Below are 15,509 nucleotides of genomic sequence, written 5' to 3' on the forward strand. Positions count from 1 at the left end.
GGGCCAACGCGCCCGCTCTTCGCCCGCACGCACTCTCGCATTCTTCAACACGCCGCAACGGGTAGCACTGCAGCAGTTGTCGCCACCCGACGAAGTCACACGAACGAGTCGACACGGGTGGGCCCACGGCGTGGCGCCGGTTGTATTTTCCAGGAACTTGGCAGGGTTCACCCCCGCCCCGCGGGAGTCCTTCGTGGACGGGAACGAACCCCAGCACATCAGAGGAGTGTGAATCCAGTGCTGAAGAAGGCAGCGATTGTCGCCGGTGCCGCCGCCGGCATGGTGGCCCTGGCCCCGATGGCCAACGCCGACAGCGTGGACAACGACGGCGTCGGCGTCGCGAACGACACGAACCTGAGCGTTCTGCCGATCAACGCGTGCAACAACAACGTCGCGGTGCTCGGCGTCACCCTGCCGGTGCTGTCGCCGCAGGAAGCCAGCTGCACCAACGCGCCGATCGTCGACCACCCCTCGCAGCAGGGCTGACGATCGCCGCAGGCGAACACGCCGCGAGGGCGGGGCCGGACGATCCGGCCCCGCCCTCGACGTGTTCCGGGCCCGCGCGTCGGCGAACGCCGCGGACAGCAGCCACGGCCGCCCGACTCCTCACCGGGCCCGCGCACCTTTCGCCGGAGCCTCGCACCGGGGCTCTCCGCACCGGAACCACGCCCGGGCCCGCGCGCCGGCACCGGCGCCCGGGCGAGGACCGCGTTCAGCCGCCGAAGCGGCGGTGCCGGGCCGCGTAGGAGCGCAACGCGCGCAGGAAGTCCACCCGGCGGAACGCCGGCCAGTACGCCTCGCAGAACCAGAACTCCGAGTGCACCGACTGCCAGAGCATGAACCCGGACAGCCGCTGCTCCCCCGAGGTGCGGATGAGCAGGTCCGGATCAGGCTGCCCCGAGGTGTACAGGTTCTCGGTGATGTGGTCGACGGTGAGCACCTCCGCCAGCTCCTCGAGCGTGGTGCCCGCCTCGGCGTGCTGCTGCAGCAGCTTGCGCACGGCCTCCGCGATCTCCTGTCGCCCGCCGTAACCGATCGCCACGTTCACCTGCATCCCCGAGCGCCCCTCGGTGCGCTCGGTGGCGGCGGCCAGCCGCTCGGCCGTCTCCTGCGGCAGCAGGTCGAGCGTGCCGACGGTCTGCACCCGCCACGGCATCGACGGCGCCGTGAGCTCCTCGACGACGCTGACGATGATCTCCAGCAGTGCCTGCAGCTCCTCGCTGCTGCGGTTGAGGTTGTCGGTGGACAGCAACCACAGCGTCACCACCTCGACGCGGGCCTCGCGGCACCAGCCGAGCAACTCGGTGATCTTGCGAGCACCTGCCTGGTGGCCGTGCGCGGCCTCCAGGCCCGCTTCCTTCGCCCACCGGCGGTTGCCGTCCAAGACCACGCCGACGTGGCGGGGTCGCTGCATCGTCTCGAGCTGGCGACGCAGTCGCCACTCGTACAGGTCGTAGATCAGATCTTTCAGCCGAACCTTGAGCGCCACGTCCGGTGAGACTACGCCGCGCGCGCGTGCTCGGAACCGCGTGGTGACCCGGTCGGCGTGAGCGCCGACATAACGCCCAGACCTACGCTCGCGTAGCCTCGGGTGCGTGAGCGTAGGCACGAGTCCCGCCGCCCTCCCCCCGAAGCCCAAGCTGCGCGGGTGGATCCACCTGTGGTCGGCCGTGGTGGCGACCGCGGCCGGTGCGACGCTGATCGCACTGGCCGGATCCACCGTGTCCGCCCCTGCCGCCATCGGAACGTCGATCTACGCGGCGACCGTGCTCGGCCTGTTCGGCGTGAGCGCGCTCTACCACCGCAAGACCTGGCGCACGGTCGGTGCGCGCACGTGGATGCGCCGCCTCGACCACTCGATGATCTTCATGTTCATCGCGGGCACGTACACCCCGTTCGCCATGCTGGCGATGCAGCCCACGACCGGCGCGGTGGTCCTCGCGGTCGTGTGGGGCGGCGCGCTCGGCGGCGTGATCCTCAAGCTGTCCTGGCCGAACGCCCCGCGCTGGGTCGGCGTGCCGGTGTACCTGGCGCTGGGGTGGGTCGCCGTGTTCGTGCTGCCGGAACTGCTCATGCACGCCGGAGCGGCGGCGCTCACGCTGCTCATCGCCGGCGGCGTGCTCTACAGCCTCGGCGGTGTGGCCTACGCGGCCAAGCGCCCCGACCCCTGGCCGCGCACCTTCGGCTACCACGAGGTGTTCCACACCGCGGTCTCCGCCGCGGCGATCTGCCACCACATCGCCATCTGGCTGGCCTTGTACGCCTGAGCAGCCCCGGCGGCAGCTGTCCCCCACGCCTAAGCCCCGCGGCAGCCGCCTCACCCCCGCACGATCCCCCGATCGAGCCCTCCCCGGCCCGCACGCTGGGGACAACTCGCACCCCTGTGGATGGATCATGCTCCATCCGCGTGGGGACGGCTTCCAATTTTCATGAAAATTGCGCTCCCTGGAACGCTTCCAGATTGGGCGCGGCGGAAGGCGCGGGAAGCACTGCGGGACCGGGCGAACGCGTTGCGGCGGGACCCGGCCTGCTGGGGGTTCCGGGAGCGGAGCCCCCAGCAGGCCGGCGCGGGGGTGCTACGGGAACTCGACGAGCTGCTGCTGGAGGGCGTCGGCGGTGGTCACCGGGCGGTCGCAGACGTAACCGCGGCACACGTACGCCGCAGGTGCACCGTCGACCAGCGGGCGGTCGGCCGCCAGCGGCGCCGCGGAGGACTCGGGCTCGGCGGCGAGGACCACCGCCCCGCCCGGCGCGCGGTGGCGTGCCGTCGTCTCCAGCAGCTCGCGGTCCGGATCGCCGGTGGCGCCCACGACGGCCACCTGGATCGGCCCGGCCGCGCGCGCCTCGGCGACGGACAGCCAGTGCCCGGCGAAGCGCGGTGCGCGCTGCAGCAGCATGCCCGCGCGGTCGATCGCCTGCTCTGCGGCCTGCCGATACCTCCCCGCGCTGTCCGCCCCGGTCAGCGCCGAAGCGGCCAGCAGCGCTTCCGCCAGGGACGCCGCCCCGCTCGGGGCGGCGTTGTCCGTCGGGTCCGCCGGACGCCGCACGAGCGCCTCGGCATCGTCGGCGGTGTCGTGGAACTGGCCGGGGTGGTCCGGGTCGGCGAACCGCGCCAGGGCGGCGTCCAGCAGCTCCCGCGCGCGGTCGAGCCAGTGCGCCGCACCGGTCGCCTGGTGCAGCGCCAGCAGTCCCGCGGCGAAGCACCCGTAGTCGTCGAGCACGCCCGCCGCCGCACCGACTTCCCCGGCGCGGGAGGCGCGGCGCAGGCGCCCCTCGACCAGGTGCGTGCTCAGGACCGTCTCGGCGGCCCGCTGCGCCGCCTCGATCCACCGCTGCTCGCCGAACGCCTCGCCCGCTTCCACGAGCGCGGTGATCGCCAGCCCGTTCCAGGCGGTGACGACCTTGTCGTCCCGCGGGGGCTGCGGCCGCTGGTTCCGCTCGGCCAGCAGCGCCGCGCGCACGCGCTCGAAGCGCTCCGCGTCGTCCGGGTCGCGCGGCAGCCGCAGGGTGGAGCTGCCGTGCTCGAACGTGCCCTCGGCGGTCACGCCGAACACCGCGGCGGCCCAGTCGCCGTCCTCCTCGCCGAGCGCGCTGCGCAGCTGCTCCGGCGTCCACACGTAGGTCAGCCCCTCGGCCCCGTCGGTGTCCGCGTCCAGCGAGGCGGCGAAGCCGCCTTCGGGGGTGGCCAGGTCGCGCAGCAGGAACTCGGCGACCCCCCGGGTGACGCGTTCGGCCAGCGGCGCGCGCGCCACGCGCGCGAGGTGCGCGTAGGCGCGCAGCAGCAGCGCGTTGTCGTAGAGCATCTTCTCGAAGTGCGGCACGGTCCACGTGGCGTCCACGCTGTAGCGGGCGAACCCGCCCGCCAGCTGGTCGTGGATCCCGCCGCGGGCCATGGCCTCGCAGGTGCGCCCGGCCAGTCGCAGCGCCTCGTCCGAACCGGTGCGTTCGCGGTGCCGCAGCAGGAACTCGAGCACCATCGACGGCGGGAACTTCGGCGCGTCGCCGAAGCCGCCGTTGGCCTCGTCGAACTCGCCGCCGAGCTCGGTGACGGCCGCGTCGAGCACCTGGTCGTCGACGGCGGTCTCGGGCAGCGGACCGCGCTGCTCGTTGAGCTGCTCCACGATGCGCGTGGCCGCCTGGCGCACCTCGTCGCCGCGCTCCTGCCAGGCGCTGGTGACGGCGTCGAGCAGCTGCCGGAACGACGGCATGCCGTGCACCGGGCGCGCCGGGTAGTAGGTGCCGCAGTGGAACGGCTCGCCGTCGGGGGTGAGGAAGCAGGTCAGGGGCCACCCGGCCTGGCCGGTCATGGCCTGCGTGGCCTCGATGTAGACCGAGTCGATGTCCGGGCGCTCCTCCCGGTCCACCTTGATGTTGACGAACCGCTCGTTCATGACTCCCGCGATCTCGGGGTCCTCGAACGACTCGTGCGCCATCACGTGGCACCAGTGGCACGCCGCGTAGCCCACGGACAGCAGCACGGGGACGTCCCTGCGGCGGGCTTCGCGGAACGCCTCCTCGCACCACGGCCACCAGTCGACCGGGTTGTCGGCGTGCTGGAGCAGGTAGGGGCTCGTCGCCTCGGCCAGCCGGTTCACCATGCCCCCACCGTCCCACCGCGCGCGGGCGGTGGCCCACCCGGGAGGCGCGCGGCGATCTCGTGAACCGGGTGCTGCGGCCGTGGTAGGAACGACACCGGTCCGCGGGCGACCCGGCCCGCCGGGCCACCGCGAGGAGGGACTCGAAGAGGAGGAAGTCGTGGACATCCCCGGCACGATGCGCGCTTCGGTGCTCCGCGAGGTGCACGACATCGCGCTCGAACAACGCCCCGTCCCGCAGCCGGGGGAGCACGAGGTGCTCGTGCGCATCACGTCGGTCGGCACCTGCGGTTCGGACGCGCACTACTACGAACACGGTCGGATCGGCGGGTTCGTCGTCGAAGAACCCCTGGTCCTGGGCCACGAAGCGGCGGGCGTGGTCGTCGCCCGCGGTGCGCGCGCCGAGCAGCACGAGGTGGGCCGGCGGGTGGCGCTCGAACCGGGCGTGCCGTGCTTCGTCTGCGCCGAGTGCCGGCTGGGCCGCTACAACCTGTGCCCGCGGATGCGGTTCTTCGCCACGCCGCCGGTGGACGGGGCGTTCTGCGAGTACGTGGCGATCCACGAGGAGTTCGCCCACGCCGTGCCGGACTCGCTCTCGGACGACGCGTCCGGGCTGCTCGAACCGCTGTCCGTGGCGGTGTGGGCCAACCGCAAGGGCCGCGTCAGCCCCGGTGCGCGCGTGCTCATCACCGGGGCAGGGCCGATCGGGTTGATCGCGGTGCAGGCGGCGCGGGCCTTCGGCGCGGCGGAGATCGTGGTCAGCGACGTGCAGGCGAGCAGGCTGGCGGTCGCCGAGGAGCTCGGCGCCACCCGCACCGTCGACGTCAGCGAGACCCCGCTGCCGGAGGTCGGCTACACCCCGGACGTGCTGCTGGAGTGCTCGGGCGTGCCGAAGGCGGCCGCGGAGGCGATCACCACGGTGGGCCGCGCCGGGCGCGTCGTGCTGGTCGGCATGGGGGGCAGCGAGCTGCCGCTGCCGCTGGACCACGTGCAGACCCGCGAGATCGAGCTGACCGGCACGTTCCGCTACGCCAACACGTGGCCGACGGCGATCGCGCTGGCCGCCAGCGGGCAGGTCGATCTGGACCGCCTGGTGACGCACCGCTTCGGGCTGGACGCGGTGCCGCAGGCGCTGACGGTCGGTCGGCGCGAGGACGCGATCAAGGCCGTGGTGCACCCCGACCGCTGAACGCGCCGCCGACCGGGTGAGCGCTGAGCGGTGCGGGCCGGCCGGTGCTCGGCACCGGCCCTGCGCGGGGTCAGCACGGCGGCACGTTCCGCGGGCAGCCCGCGCAGTGCCCGGTCCGCCCGGATGCCGGGCCCGCAGTGCCCGGTGCGGACCGGCCGCACGGGTCAGCGCACAGCCGGGTCAGCCCGCGGAACCGCTCGCGCCGCCCGCTCTCCCGTCAGCTGCCCCGCCGTCGGGACCACCGCCGTCGGGACCACCGCCGTCGGGATCGCCGCCGTCGGCGTTCCCGTCCGCCGAGCCCGCCGCGGTCGTGGCACCGGACCGCGCCCGCGCGGGCGCGGCGGCCTCGGCCCTCTCCTGGTCGAAGCGCTCCGGCAGCCTGCGCAGGTGCCGGGTCATCGACCACACCAGCAGGCACACGCCGATCAGCAGCACCAGCAGCAACAGCAGGCCCACCGGCGAGGACTTGCCGAAGTCCTCGCCCTGACCGCCGGGGTCGTCCGGCTGCGGGGCCTGGGCCACCACGAAGGTCAGCGCTTCCCGGCTCGTCATGTGCACACCTTCTCACGCACGCCCGCGAACAGGTCCTCCTCCGGCACCGTGGTGTCGACCAGGGAGCGCACCAGCTCGTAGTCCTCGTGCGGCCACAGCTCCTTCTGGAGCTCCAGCGGCACCGCGAACCACCTGCTGCTCGGGTCGATCTGCGTGGCGTGCGCGCGGAGCGCGTCGTCGCGCGCCTCGAAGTGATCGGCGCACTCCACCCGCGTGGTCACCCGTTCGTTCGGATCGGGGCGGGATTCGTCCCACTTGCTCAACCACTCACCGTACGGGGAGTGCATGCCGCGCTCCACCAGCGCGTCGTGGAACAGCTGCATGCGGTGCCGGGAGAACCCGTGCGAGTAGTACAGCTTCAGCGGCTGCCACGGCTCCCCGACCTCGGGGAAGCGGTCCGGGTCGCCGGCGGCGTCGAACGCGGCCACCGAGACCTCGTGGCACCGGATGTGGTCCGGATGCGGGTACCCGCCCTTCTCGTCGTAGGTGATCAGCACGTGCGGGCGGAACTCCCGCACCACGCGCACCAGCTCCCGGGTCTCCTCCTCCAGCGGCAGCGTGGCGAAGCACCCCTCCGGCAGCGGCGGTGGCGGGTCGCCCTCGGGCAGCCCGGAGTCCACGTAGCCGAGCCAGCGGTGCTGCACTCCGAGGATCTTGGCCGCGTCCGCCATCTCCTCGCGGCGGATGTCGGTGAGGTCCTCCCGCACACCCGGCCGGTCCATGGCCTCGTTGAGGATGCTTCCGGCTTCCCCTCCGGTACACGTGACGACCATCACCTCGTGCCCGTCACTGACGTAGCGGGCGGTCGTCGCCGCACCTTTGCTGGATTCGTCGTCCGGGTGCGCGTGCACCGTCATGAGACGCAGCTTGTCCGCCATCGCCCGGCTGTCCCCTCCTGCTCGTGAGCACTCTGCACAGACGGCCCCGCCGCGAAGGCCGCGGGCACCCCAGCGATACTCAACGCGGGGGCGGGGGCCTATTGTTCCCCGCGGGGTCGTTCGATCCGTCGGCAACCCCGATCCTCCCCGCGGCACCGGCCGCGACCAGCACGACAGGGAAGGGGGAGCGCGTGAGCGAGACCGGGGTTCGCGAGGACCGGTACGGGTCCCGCGCGCGACGCCGGCCGCGCCCCGTGCTGCGGTGGTTGCTCACCGCGGCGGCCCTCGTCGTGCTGCTGGTGCTGTCGATCGTCGCCTACCGCAACTTCGGCAACGCACCGATCGAGGCCGAGCAGGTCGCCTTCGACGTCCGCGACGACGGTCACGTGCACGTCACCGTCCAGGTCCGGCGCGACGACCCCTCCGACCGAGCGGAGTGCGTGGTGCGGGCCCGGGCCGAATCCGGCCGGGAAGTCGGCCGCAAGGAGATCGTGGTCCCCCCGGCGGAGGGTGCGGTCGTGCAGGGCACGACGCTGCGCACCTCCGCACGAGCGACCATCGGGGAGGTGTACGGCTGCACATACAACGTTCCTGAATATTTGTCCACCCAGCAGCGGCCGATTGGGTGAAGACCGCTCCCGCACGCCATGAGTTCGGAAAATCCGATCCCTGGACGTGCGATGTCGTGCTAGTGTCGACCGAAGAGGCACGGCCCCACGCGGGGGCCGTGTTTTTCCGTTCCTGGCCGCCCTGAGGAACCGCCGGGCGCGGAAGGGTTGTCGGCCCGCGGAAAACGCGGAGCCTCCGTCGACGAGGAGTGGTGACCGTGAGCGAGACCCAGGTGACCTGGCTGACCCAGGATGCTTACGACCGGCTCAAGGCTGAGCTGGACGAGCTCGTGGCCAACCGCCCTGTGATCGCCGCGAAGATCAACGAGGCGCGGGAAGAGGGCGATCTCAAGGAGAACGGCGGCTACCACGCGGCCCGCGAGGAGCAGGCCCAGCTGGAGGGCCGGGTCCGCCAACTGCAGGAGCTGCTGCGCACCGCCAAGGTCGGCGATGTCCCCACCGAGCAGGGCGTGGCCAAGCCCGGATCGGTGCTGACCGTGCGCTTCGAGGACGACGCGGAGACCGAGACGTTCCTGCTGGCCACGCGCGAGGAGGGCGCGCACGGCGACCTCGAGGTGTACTCGCCGAACTCGCCGCTGGGGCAGGCGCTCATCGACGCCAAGGAGGGCGAGACGGTCGAGTACGAGCTCCCCAACGGCGGGACGATGCAGGTCACGCTGGTCAAGGCGGAGCCGTTCACCGGCTGAACGATCGCTCGCGCGCAGCGGGCGCCTCCGGAGCCGGAGGCGCCCGCCGTCGTCGCTCCCCGCCGCCACGAGCGCGGTCCGGTGGTCCCCGGCACAACGCTGCGCCGGGGACGTTTCTGCACCGGGGCCCAGCGCCTCCCGGCGGCCCAGCGCCGCCCGGTCGGGATCACCGCCGCGCGATGACCGCGTACCCGGCGCTCTCCAGGCTGCTCACCACGTGCTCGCGGTGCTGCGGGCCGCGCGTTTCCAGGCTGATCTCCACGTCGACCTCGCCGAGCTCCAACGCGCCGCTGACGCGGGAGTGCTCGATGTCGAGCACGTTGGCCTGCCAGGAGCCGAACCGGGTGAGCAGACCGGCCAGCGCGCCGGGTTCGTCGGGCAACCGCACGCGCAGCGACAGGTACCGCCCGGCCGCGGCCATGCCGTGCCGGATGACCTGCAGCAGGAACAGCGGGTCGATGTTGCCGCCGGAGAGCACGGCCACGGTCGGCGCGGGCAGCCGGTCCGGGTGCTCCAGCACCGCGCCGGCTGCGGCCACCCCGGCCGGTTCGACCACGAGCTTGGCGCGCTCGAGGCACAGCAGCAGCGCCTGCGACAGCGTTTCCTCGCCGACGGTGAGCACGTCGTCGACCAGTTCCGAGACGTGCGCGTAGGTTTCCGCACCCGGTTCGGCCACGGCGATGCCGTCGGCCATGGTGCGGGTGGTCTCCAGCCGCACCGGCGAGCCGGCCGCCAGCGACGGCGGCCACGCCGCCGCCTGCGCCGCCTGCACCCCGATGACGCGCACCTCGGGCCGCTCGGCCTTGATCGCCGCGGCGATCCCGGAGAGCATCCCGCCCCCGCCGGTGGGTACGAGGACGCTGCGCACCTCGGGCAGCTGCGCCAGGATCTCGCGGCCCACGGTGCCCTGCCCGGCGATCACGTCCGGGTGATCGAAGGGGTGGATGAACGTGGCCCCGGTGCGCTCGGCGAACTCACGGGCGGCGGTGAACGTCTCGCCCAGCGTCGCACCGTGCGACCGCACGTCGGCCCCGTAGGACTGGGTGGCCGCGAGCTTCGGCAGCGGCGCCCGCTCGGGCATGAACACCGTCGAGTGAATTCCCAGCAGCGAGGCCGCCAGCGCCACGCCTTGGGCGTGGTTGCCGGCGCTGGCCGCCACGACCCCGGCGTCGCGCTGCTCCGCCGTGAGCCCCGCGAGCCGCACGTACGCGCCGCGAATCTTGAACGAGCCGGTGCGCTGTAGGTTCTCGCACTTGAGGAAGACCTCGCCACCGCGTGAGCGGCCGAGCACGCGCGAGTGGGTCAGCGGCGTTTCCCGAACCACCTGCCCGAGCTGCTGCGCCGCCTGCCGTATCCGTTCCGCGTCGACCAGCACCATGCGGGCAATCCTGCCACCGCGCCGGCACCGGCGTGCAGCGCGGTCAGCCGAGCGCCTGCAGCAGGTCGGAGACGAGGTCCGCGGGCTCTTCGATACCGACCGACAACCGCACCAGGTTCTCCGGCACCTGCAGCATCGACCCGGTGGTGCTGGCGTGCGTCATCTCGCCCGGGTGCTCGATGAGCGACTCGACCCCGCCGAGCGATTCGGCCAGCGTGAACAGGCGCGTGCGCGCGCACACGCCGAGCGCGCCGTCCTCGCCGTCGACGTGGGTGAACGAGACCATCCCGCCGAAGGCCGCCATCTGCTGCGCGGCGACGTCGTGGCCGGGGTGTTCGGCCAGCCCCGGGTAGAACACGCGGCGCACCTTCGGGTGGCCGCGCAGGGCCTCGACGACGCGCTCGGCGTTGGTGCTGTGCTGGCGCATCCGCACGGCCAGCGTGCGCGCGCCGCGCAGCGTCAGCCACGCGTCGAACGGCCCCGGCACCGCCCCGGCGCTGTTCTGCAGGAACGCCAGCTTCTCCGCGAGCTCCTCGTCGGAGGTCACCACCGCACCACCGACCACGTCCGAGTGGCCGCCGAGGTACTTCGTGGTGGAGTGCACGACCACGTCCGCGCCGAGCTCCAGCGGCTGCTGCAGGTAGGGCGAGGCGAACGTGTTGTCCACGACCAGCGTGGCCCCCGCCTGGTGGGCCACCTCCGCGACCGCGGCGATGTCGGCGATCGTCAGCAGCGGGTTCGTCGGCGTCTCGATCCAGACCACCGCGGTCTCCGGGCGGATCGCCTGGCGCACCGCGGCCGGATCGGACACCGGCACCGGGGTGTACTGCACCCCCCAGTCCGTGAGGACCTTGTCGACCAGGCGGAACGTGCCGCCGTAGGCGTCGTCCGGGATGACCATGTGGCCGCCGGGACGCAGCAGTGCCCGCAGCACCGCGTCCGTGGCGGCCATGCCGGAGGCGAACGCGCGGCCGCGGGCGCCGCCCTCCAGCGCGGCGAGGCACTCCTCCAGCGCGGTGCGCGTGGGATTGCCGGTGCGGGAGTACTCGTACCCTGCCCGCTGGCCCCCGACGCCGTCCTGCGCGTAGGTGGACGTGGCGTGGATCGGGGGGATCACCGAACCGGTCGAGGGGTCGGCGTCCTGTCCCGCGTGGATCGCGCGCGTGGCGAAGCCGTCGCTCATGGCCGCACAGCCTAACGCGGGCCGACGGTCGCGCCCGCGCGGGACGCGGTGTGCCGGCGCCGGCGCGCGCCGGGAACGCCGCCGGCGGGAGACCCGGGAAACGGTCCCCGCACCCGGCGGGGCGCGGGGACCGTCGCGATCACGCAGGTGGCGCCGGGCTCACCTCAGGGACCGCGCGGATTGGTGGCCATGTGCTCGACCGCACCGGCCCGTCAGGCAAGCGGCAGCCGCTTCATCGCCACGTACGCAGAGCGCCCCGCCGCGGGTTCTCCGGCGCCGCCTCGCGAGGACAGCCCCGACGATGCTGCTCCCGTCCGCTGTCCGGGGAGGGTGGTCGGGGGCAGCTGGGAGTAGGTGGCTACCCGATGTCGGGGATCCCGGAGCGAGGTGCCGCCGGAGGTTCCTCCCAGCTACCCCCATCCCCCGCCCTCAACAGCCAATCCGCGGACTCTCTCAGGGGGCTCACCAGTGCTGTGCTCACCACTGCGGGGGCTGCTGACCGGGGAAACCGCCCTGCTGCGGCGGCTGGCCGTAGCCCTGGCCGTACTGCGGGGGCTGCTGGCCGGGCTGGGGCTGCCCGTACGGCTGCTGGCCGTACTGCGGCTGCTGGCCGGGGAAACCGCCCTGCTGCGGCTGACCGGGCTGGGGCTGTCCGGGCTGGGGCTGACCGTACGGCGGCGGCTGCTGCCCCTGCGGGCCGTAGCCCTGCTGGCCGTACTGCGGCTGCTGGCCGGGGAAACCGCCCTGCTGGGGCTGCCCGAACGGCGCCTGCATCCCGCCTTGACCGGCGGCCGCCTTGGCCTGCATGGCCTTCGAGGTGTCCGGCAGCCACCAGAGCACGAGCAGCGCCGCGCCGAAGAGGAGCCCGAAGATCCCCGACAGGGGCACCATGAAGAGGTTGACGAGGCCACCCAGGAGGCTGAGACCACCGAAGACGGTGATCACGATGCGGCCCCAGTTCTTCCCCTGCCCGGCGTTCCACGCGCACCAGGCCAGGAGACCGGCCATGGCCAAGCCGAGGAGGATCCCGATGACGCCGCCCACCACCGCAGCGCCGTAGCCCGTCGTCATCGCGCGGATGCCGTTGATCAGCGAGAACAGAGCTGCGACGGCGGAGATGCCGATCGTGACCCACATGGCGACCTGCAGCATCGTGCCGGAGGAACCGCCCTGCTGCCCCGCTCCGTACGCACCGGCGGGCTGGCCGTACGGCGCCTGCTGGCCGTACGGCGCCTGCTGGCCGTAACCCTGCTGCGGCTGGCCGGGCTGGGGCTGGCCGAAGCCCTGCTGCGGCTGGCCGGGCTGGGGCTGGCCGGGCTGCTGGAAACCCTGCTGCGGCTGGCCCGGCTGCTGCGCCGGGAAGCCCCCCGGCTGGCTGCCGGGGCCACCCGGCTGCGCGGGGAAACCACCGGGTTGGCTCTGCGTGCCCGGCTGCTGGTACATGGGCTGCGGCGGCTGCATCGACGGCGGCACCACCGATGTGGAATCACCCCCGCCCGGGTTCTGCTGCCCGGACTGCTGCATCGGCGAGACGACCTGCGTGGAGTCGCCCGCCGACTGCCCCTGCTGCGCGGCCTGCGCCGCCTGGGCCGCCTGCGCGGCCTGGGCCGGGTTGACGACCTGCGTCGAGTCGCCGGCCTGCTCCTGAGCACCAGGGTCCTGGGGAGGCTGTTCCTGCTGGCCGCCGTCCGGCGGCTGCGGAGCGCTCATCGGGTTTCTCCTAACCCCCTCGTAAGGCATGAAAGCTCGTCGTGCGCGGCCTACATTAACGGATCGCCGGTAACGGCCGTGCCTGTCCGCCGCAACTCGTCAACCGCCTGCGACGAACCCGAGCACGTCCTGGCGGGTGACCACCCCGGTGGGCTTGCCGTCGACGAGCACGAGCACGCCGTCGGCGCGGGCCATCGAACTCAGCGCCGCGCTGATCTGCTCCCCGGCGCCGATGCTGGGCAGCGGCGGTGACATGTGCTCCTCGACCCGGTCGGCGAGGTGCGCCCGCCCGGCGAACAGGGCGTCCAGCAGGTCGCTCTCCACGATCGACCCCGCCACCTCGGCGGCCATGATCGGCGGTTCCGCGTTGACCACGGGCATCTGGGACACCCCGAACTCGCGCAGGATGGCGACCGCGTCGGCCACCGTCTCGTTCGGGTGCACGTGCACCAGCTCGGGCATCGTCCCGTCCTTGCGGCGCAGCACATCGGCGACCGAACCGCCCGAGTGGTCCGGCGGGAGGAAGCCGTAGGAGGCCATCCACGAGTCGTTGAAGACCTTGGTGAGGTAACCGCGCCCGCCGTCGGGCAGGAGCACGACCACCACGTCGTCCGGGTCGGCGTTCTCCGCCACCCGCAGCGCGGCGACCGCGGCCATGCCGCTCGACCCGCCGACGAGCAGCGCTTCCGAGTGCGCCAGCTGCCGGGTCATGTGGAACGAGTCGGCGTCGGAGACCGACACGATCTCGTCGCAGATCTCCCGGTCGTAGGTCTCCGGCCAGAAGTCCTCGCCGACGCCTTCGACGAGGTACGGCCGGCCCTTCCCGCCGGAGTAGACCGAGCCCTCCGGGTCGGCCCCGACGACGCGCACGCGCCCGTCGGAGACCTCCTTGAGGTAGCGGCCCACCCCGGAGATCGTGCCGCCGGTGCCGATGCCCGCGACGAAGTGGGTGATGCGCCCCCCGGTCTGCGCCCAGACCTCGGGGCCGGTCGACTGGTAGTGCGCCTCGGGGTTGGCCGCGTTCGCGTACTGGTCCGGCTTCCACGCCCCCTCGATCTCCGCGACCATCCGGTCGGAGACCTGGTAGTAGGAGTCCGGGTGGTCCGGCGGCACCGCCGTCGGGCACACGACCACTTCCGCGCCGTAGGCCCGCAGCACGTCGCGCTTGTCCTGGCTGACCTTGTCGGGGCAGACGAACACGCAGCGGTAGCCCTTGCGCTGGGCGATCATCGCCAGGCCGACGCCGGTGTTGCCGGAGGTCGGTTCGACGATCGTGCCTCCCGGCCGCAGCGCTCCCGAGCGCTCCGCGGCTTCGACCATGCCGAGCGCGATGCGGTCCTTCACGCTGCCGCCGGGGTTGAGGTACTCGACCTTGGCCAGGACCGGCGTCGACGAGCTCGCCACGGCGTCCAGCCGGACGAGCGGGGTGTTGCCCACCAGATCGATGACATGCTCGGCGTATTCCACGTTGGGTCCCTCGGTGCTGGAACTGGGTTGTCGAACGCAGCGCCGTGCCGTCCGCCACGGGCGGCACGGCGCGTGGCCGGGCGGGACCGGACGCTGGTACCCGGTGGGAACGGTCCTGCTCGCCGACCGACGCCGTCGAGCCTAATCTGACCTCGCCGGCGAACCGGCGCAGCATCGGGCACGACACACCGGGGCGCTTCCGAGCACCCCGGACGCCGATCGTGCCCGCCCCGCGCCCGGTCGCCGAGCGGACGGGCGGCGCGACACGCGAAGGAGGGCGACATTGCTCGCGGCGAAGGCACTGCGGCTCGCGCTCCTGGCCGCGGGGGCGGCCGGTGGGCTGTCCGGTGCGGCCTACGGCCTGCTCAACGGCCAGTCCCGGCACGCCCGGCGCGTGATCGGACTGCCCGGCGACGCCCCGCTGCGCGCCGACGGCGTGTACCACCCGCGGCGGGACCGCGGCCGGGACGAACCCCCGGCGGGGTCCCCCGAACCGCTGGCGCTGGCCGTGCTGGGGGACTCCTCGGCCGCGGGGCTCGGCGTGACCACCCCCGCGGAGCTGCCCGGGGTGCTCATCGCCCGCGAGCTGGCCGAAGAGCTGGACCGCCCCGTCGCGCTGACCACGCACGCGATCGTCGGCACCACCTCGCAGGGGCTGGCCCGGCAGGTGACGGCGGCCCGCACCGAGGAGCCCGAGCTGGTGCTGATCATCGTCGGCGCCAACGACGTCACCTCGCGGCTGCCGATCGCGTCCTCCGGGCGCCTGCTGGGCGATGCGGTGCGCTCCTTCCGGGCCGACGGCGTCCCGGTGGTGGCGGGCACCTGCCCGGACCTCGGCGCGATCCGCCCGATCCCGCAACCGCTGCGCGCCGTGGCCAGCCGGTGGAGCTTGGCGCTGGCGCAGTCCCAGCGGCGGGAGGTGGAGGCCGCCGGCGGGTACGCGGTGCCGCTGGCGGACCTGCTCTCGCCGGAGTTCCTCACCCGCCCCGGCGAGTTCTTCAGCCCCGACCGGTTCCACCCCTCCGCGGCCGGCTACGAGGCCGCCACGACGGTGCTGCTGCCCGCGCTGAGCGCCGCCCTGGGCGCCTGGGACGGCGGGCCGCTGCCCCCCGCTCCGACGCGGTCGACCGCCGCCGAAGCGCGCCGTCCCACCCGCCGCATCGTGCGCCGGCTGAACTGGCGGCTGCACCGCGCCGAGGGGAACGAGCTGGGCTGAGCCCGGGACCCGGCCGCGCACCGCCG

At 73.4% G+C, this 15,509-nt stretch carries 14 protein-coding genes; 6 read left to right on the top strand and 8 right to left on the bottom strand.

The window, feature by feature from the left end:
• Positions 1–237: 237 nt before the first annotated feature.
• Positions 238–486 (top strand): hypothetical protein, encoded by a 249-nt coding sequence (locus ACYVJE_RS01115; protein ID WP_461142852.1) that lies wholly within the window; start codon positions 238–240, stop codon positions 484–486.
• A gap of 226 nt (positions 487–712) precedes the next feature.
• Here ACYVJE_RS01115 and ACYVJE_RS01120 read toward each other — a convergent pair whose 3' ends face one another.
• Positions 713–1,489 carry an isoprenyl transferase gene (locus ACYVJE_RS01120; protein WP_459158388.1) on the bottom strand — a complete coding sequence of 259 codons (777 nt, stop codon included), beginning with the start codon at positions 1,487–1,489 and terminating at the stop codon, positions 713–715.
• A gap of 106 nt (positions 1,490–1,595) precedes the next feature.
• Between ACYVJE_RS01120 and trhA the strand changes: the two genes are divergently transcribed.
• Complete coding sequence (gene trhA / locus ACYVJE_RS01125) at positions 1,596–2,267, top strand: PAQR family membrane homeostasis protein TrhA (protein ID WP_461142853.1); 672 nt, start codon at positions 1,596–1,598, stop codon at positions 2,265–2,267.
• Positions 2,268–2,576: 309 nt separating this feature from the next.
• On the opposite strand, the gene ACYVJE_RS01130 is transcribed toward trhA, so the two are convergent.
• On the bottom strand, positions 2,577–4,598 hold the full coding sequence (locus ACYVJE_RS01130; protein WP_461142854.1) for a thioredoxin domain-containing protein: 2,022 nt from the start codon (positions 4,596–4,598) through the stop codon (positions 2,577–2,579).
• 163 nt (positions 4,599–4,761) lie between these two features.
• On the opposite strand from ACYVJE_RS01130, the gene ACYVJE_RS01135 reads away from it, so the two are divergent.
• Complete coding sequence (locus ACYVJE_RS01135) at positions 4,762–5,784, top strand: NAD(P)-dependent alcohol dehydrogenase (RefSeq protein ID WP_461143144.1); 1,023 nt, start codon at positions 4,762–4,764, stop codon at positions 5,782–5,784.
• Positions 5,785–5,964: 180 nt separating this feature from the next.
• Here the strand turns inward: ACYVJE_RS01135 and ACYVJE_RS01140 are convergent, their stop codons facing one another.
• Complete coding sequence (locus tag ACYVJE_RS01140; protein ID WP_461142855.1) at positions 5,965–6,336, bottom strand: hypothetical protein; 372 nt, start codon at positions 6,334–6,336, stop codon at positions 5,965–5,967.
• Positions 6,333–7,214 carry a mycothiol conjugate amidase Mca gene (gene mca / locus ACYVJE_RS01145; RefSeq protein WP_461142856.1) on the bottom strand — a complete coding sequence of 294 codons (882 nt, stop codon included), beginning with the start codon at positions 7,212–7,214 and terminating at the stop codon, positions 6,333–6,335. Before mca ends, ACYVJE_RS01140 begins: the two co-directional genes overlap by 4 nt.
• Positions 7,215–7,405: 191 nt before the next feature.
• Between mca and ACYVJE_RS01150 the strand changes: the two genes are divergently transcribed.
• Positions 7,406–7,843: a DUF4307 domain-containing protein gene (locus tag ACYVJE_RS01150; protein ID WP_461142857.1), complete on the top strand. Its 438-nt coding sequence runs from the start codon at positions 7,406–7,408 to the stop codon at positions 7,841–7,843.
• 197 nt (positions 7,844–8,040) lie between these two features.
• Positions 8,041–8,529, top strand: a complete 489-nt coding sequence (gene greA, locus ACYVJE_RS01155; RefSeq protein ID WP_459158382.1) for a transcription elongation factor GreA — start codon at positions 8,041–8,043, stop codon at positions 8,527–8,529.
• Positions 8,530–8,695: 166 nt separating this feature from the next.
• On the opposite strand, the gene ilvA is transcribed toward greA, so the two are convergent.
• The 4 genes from ilvA to ACYVJE_RS01175 form a co-directional block, all read right to left on the bottom strand.
• Positions 8,696–9,907, bottom strand: a complete 1,212-nt coding sequence (ilvA, locus tag ACYVJE_RS01160; protein ID WP_461142858.1) for a threonine ammonia-lyase — start codon at positions 9,905–9,907, stop codon at positions 8,696–8,698.
• Positions 9,908–9,950: 43 nt separating this feature from the next.
• Entirely contained in the window at positions 9,951–11,090 is a 1,140-nt protein-coding gene (locus tag ACYVJE_RS01165) for a cystathionine gamma-synthase (protein ID WP_461142859.1), read from the bottom strand.
• Positions 11,091–11,567: 477 nt separating this feature from the next.
• Entirely contained in the window at positions 11,568–12,800 is a 1,233-nt protein-coding gene (locus ACYVJE_RS01170; RefSeq protein ID WP_461142860.1) for a hypothetical protein, read from the bottom strand.
• A 99-nt stretch (positions 12,801–12,899) separates the two neighbouring features.
• Complete coding sequence (locus tag ACYVJE_RS01175; protein ID WP_461142861.1) at positions 12,900–14,267, bottom strand: cystathionine beta-synthase; 1,368 nt, start codon at positions 14,265–14,267, stop codon at positions 12,900–12,902.
• Between the two features lie 283 nt (positions 14,268–14,550).
• Between ACYVJE_RS01175 and ACYVJE_RS01180 the strand changes: the two genes are divergently transcribed.
• Positions 14,551–15,483: an SGNH/GDSL hydrolase family protein gene (locus ACYVJE_RS01180; protein WP_461142862.1), complete on the top strand. Its 933-nt coding sequence runs from the start codon at positions 14,551–14,553 to the stop codon at positions 15,481–15,483.
• The last annotated feature ends 26 nt before the right edge of the window (positions 15,484–15,509 follow it).

The organism is Salinifilum aidingensis (genome assembly GCF_054782015.1).

Excerpts from the sequence above, each read along its gene's own strand:
- ACYVJE_RS01170 (WP_461142860.1), bottom strand. The coding sequence starts at position 12,800 with ATGAGCGCTCCGCAGCCGCCGGACGGCGGCCAGCAGGAACAGCCTCCC.
- mca (WP_461142856.1), bottom strand. The coding sequence starts at position 7,214 with ATGGCGGACAAGCTGCGTCTCATGACGGTGCACGCGCACCCGGACGAC.
- ACYVJE_RS01165 (WP_461142859.1), bottom strand. The coding sequence starts at position 11,090 with ATGAGCGACGGCTTCGCCACGCGCGCGATCCACGCGGGACAGGACGCC.
- ACYVJE_RS01130 (WP_461142854.1), bottom strand. The coding sequence starts at position 4,598 with ATGGTGAACCGGCTGGCCGAGGCGACGAGCCCCTACCTGCTCCAGCAC.
- ilvA (WP_461142858.1), bottom strand. The coding sequence starts at position 9,907 with ATGGTGCTGGTCGACGCGGAACGGATACGGCAGGCGGCGCAGCAGCTC.
- ACYVJE_RS01140 (WP_461142855.1), bottom strand. The coding sequence starts at position 6,336 with ATGACGAGCCGGGAAGCGCTGACCTTCGTGGTGGCCCAGGCCCCGCAG.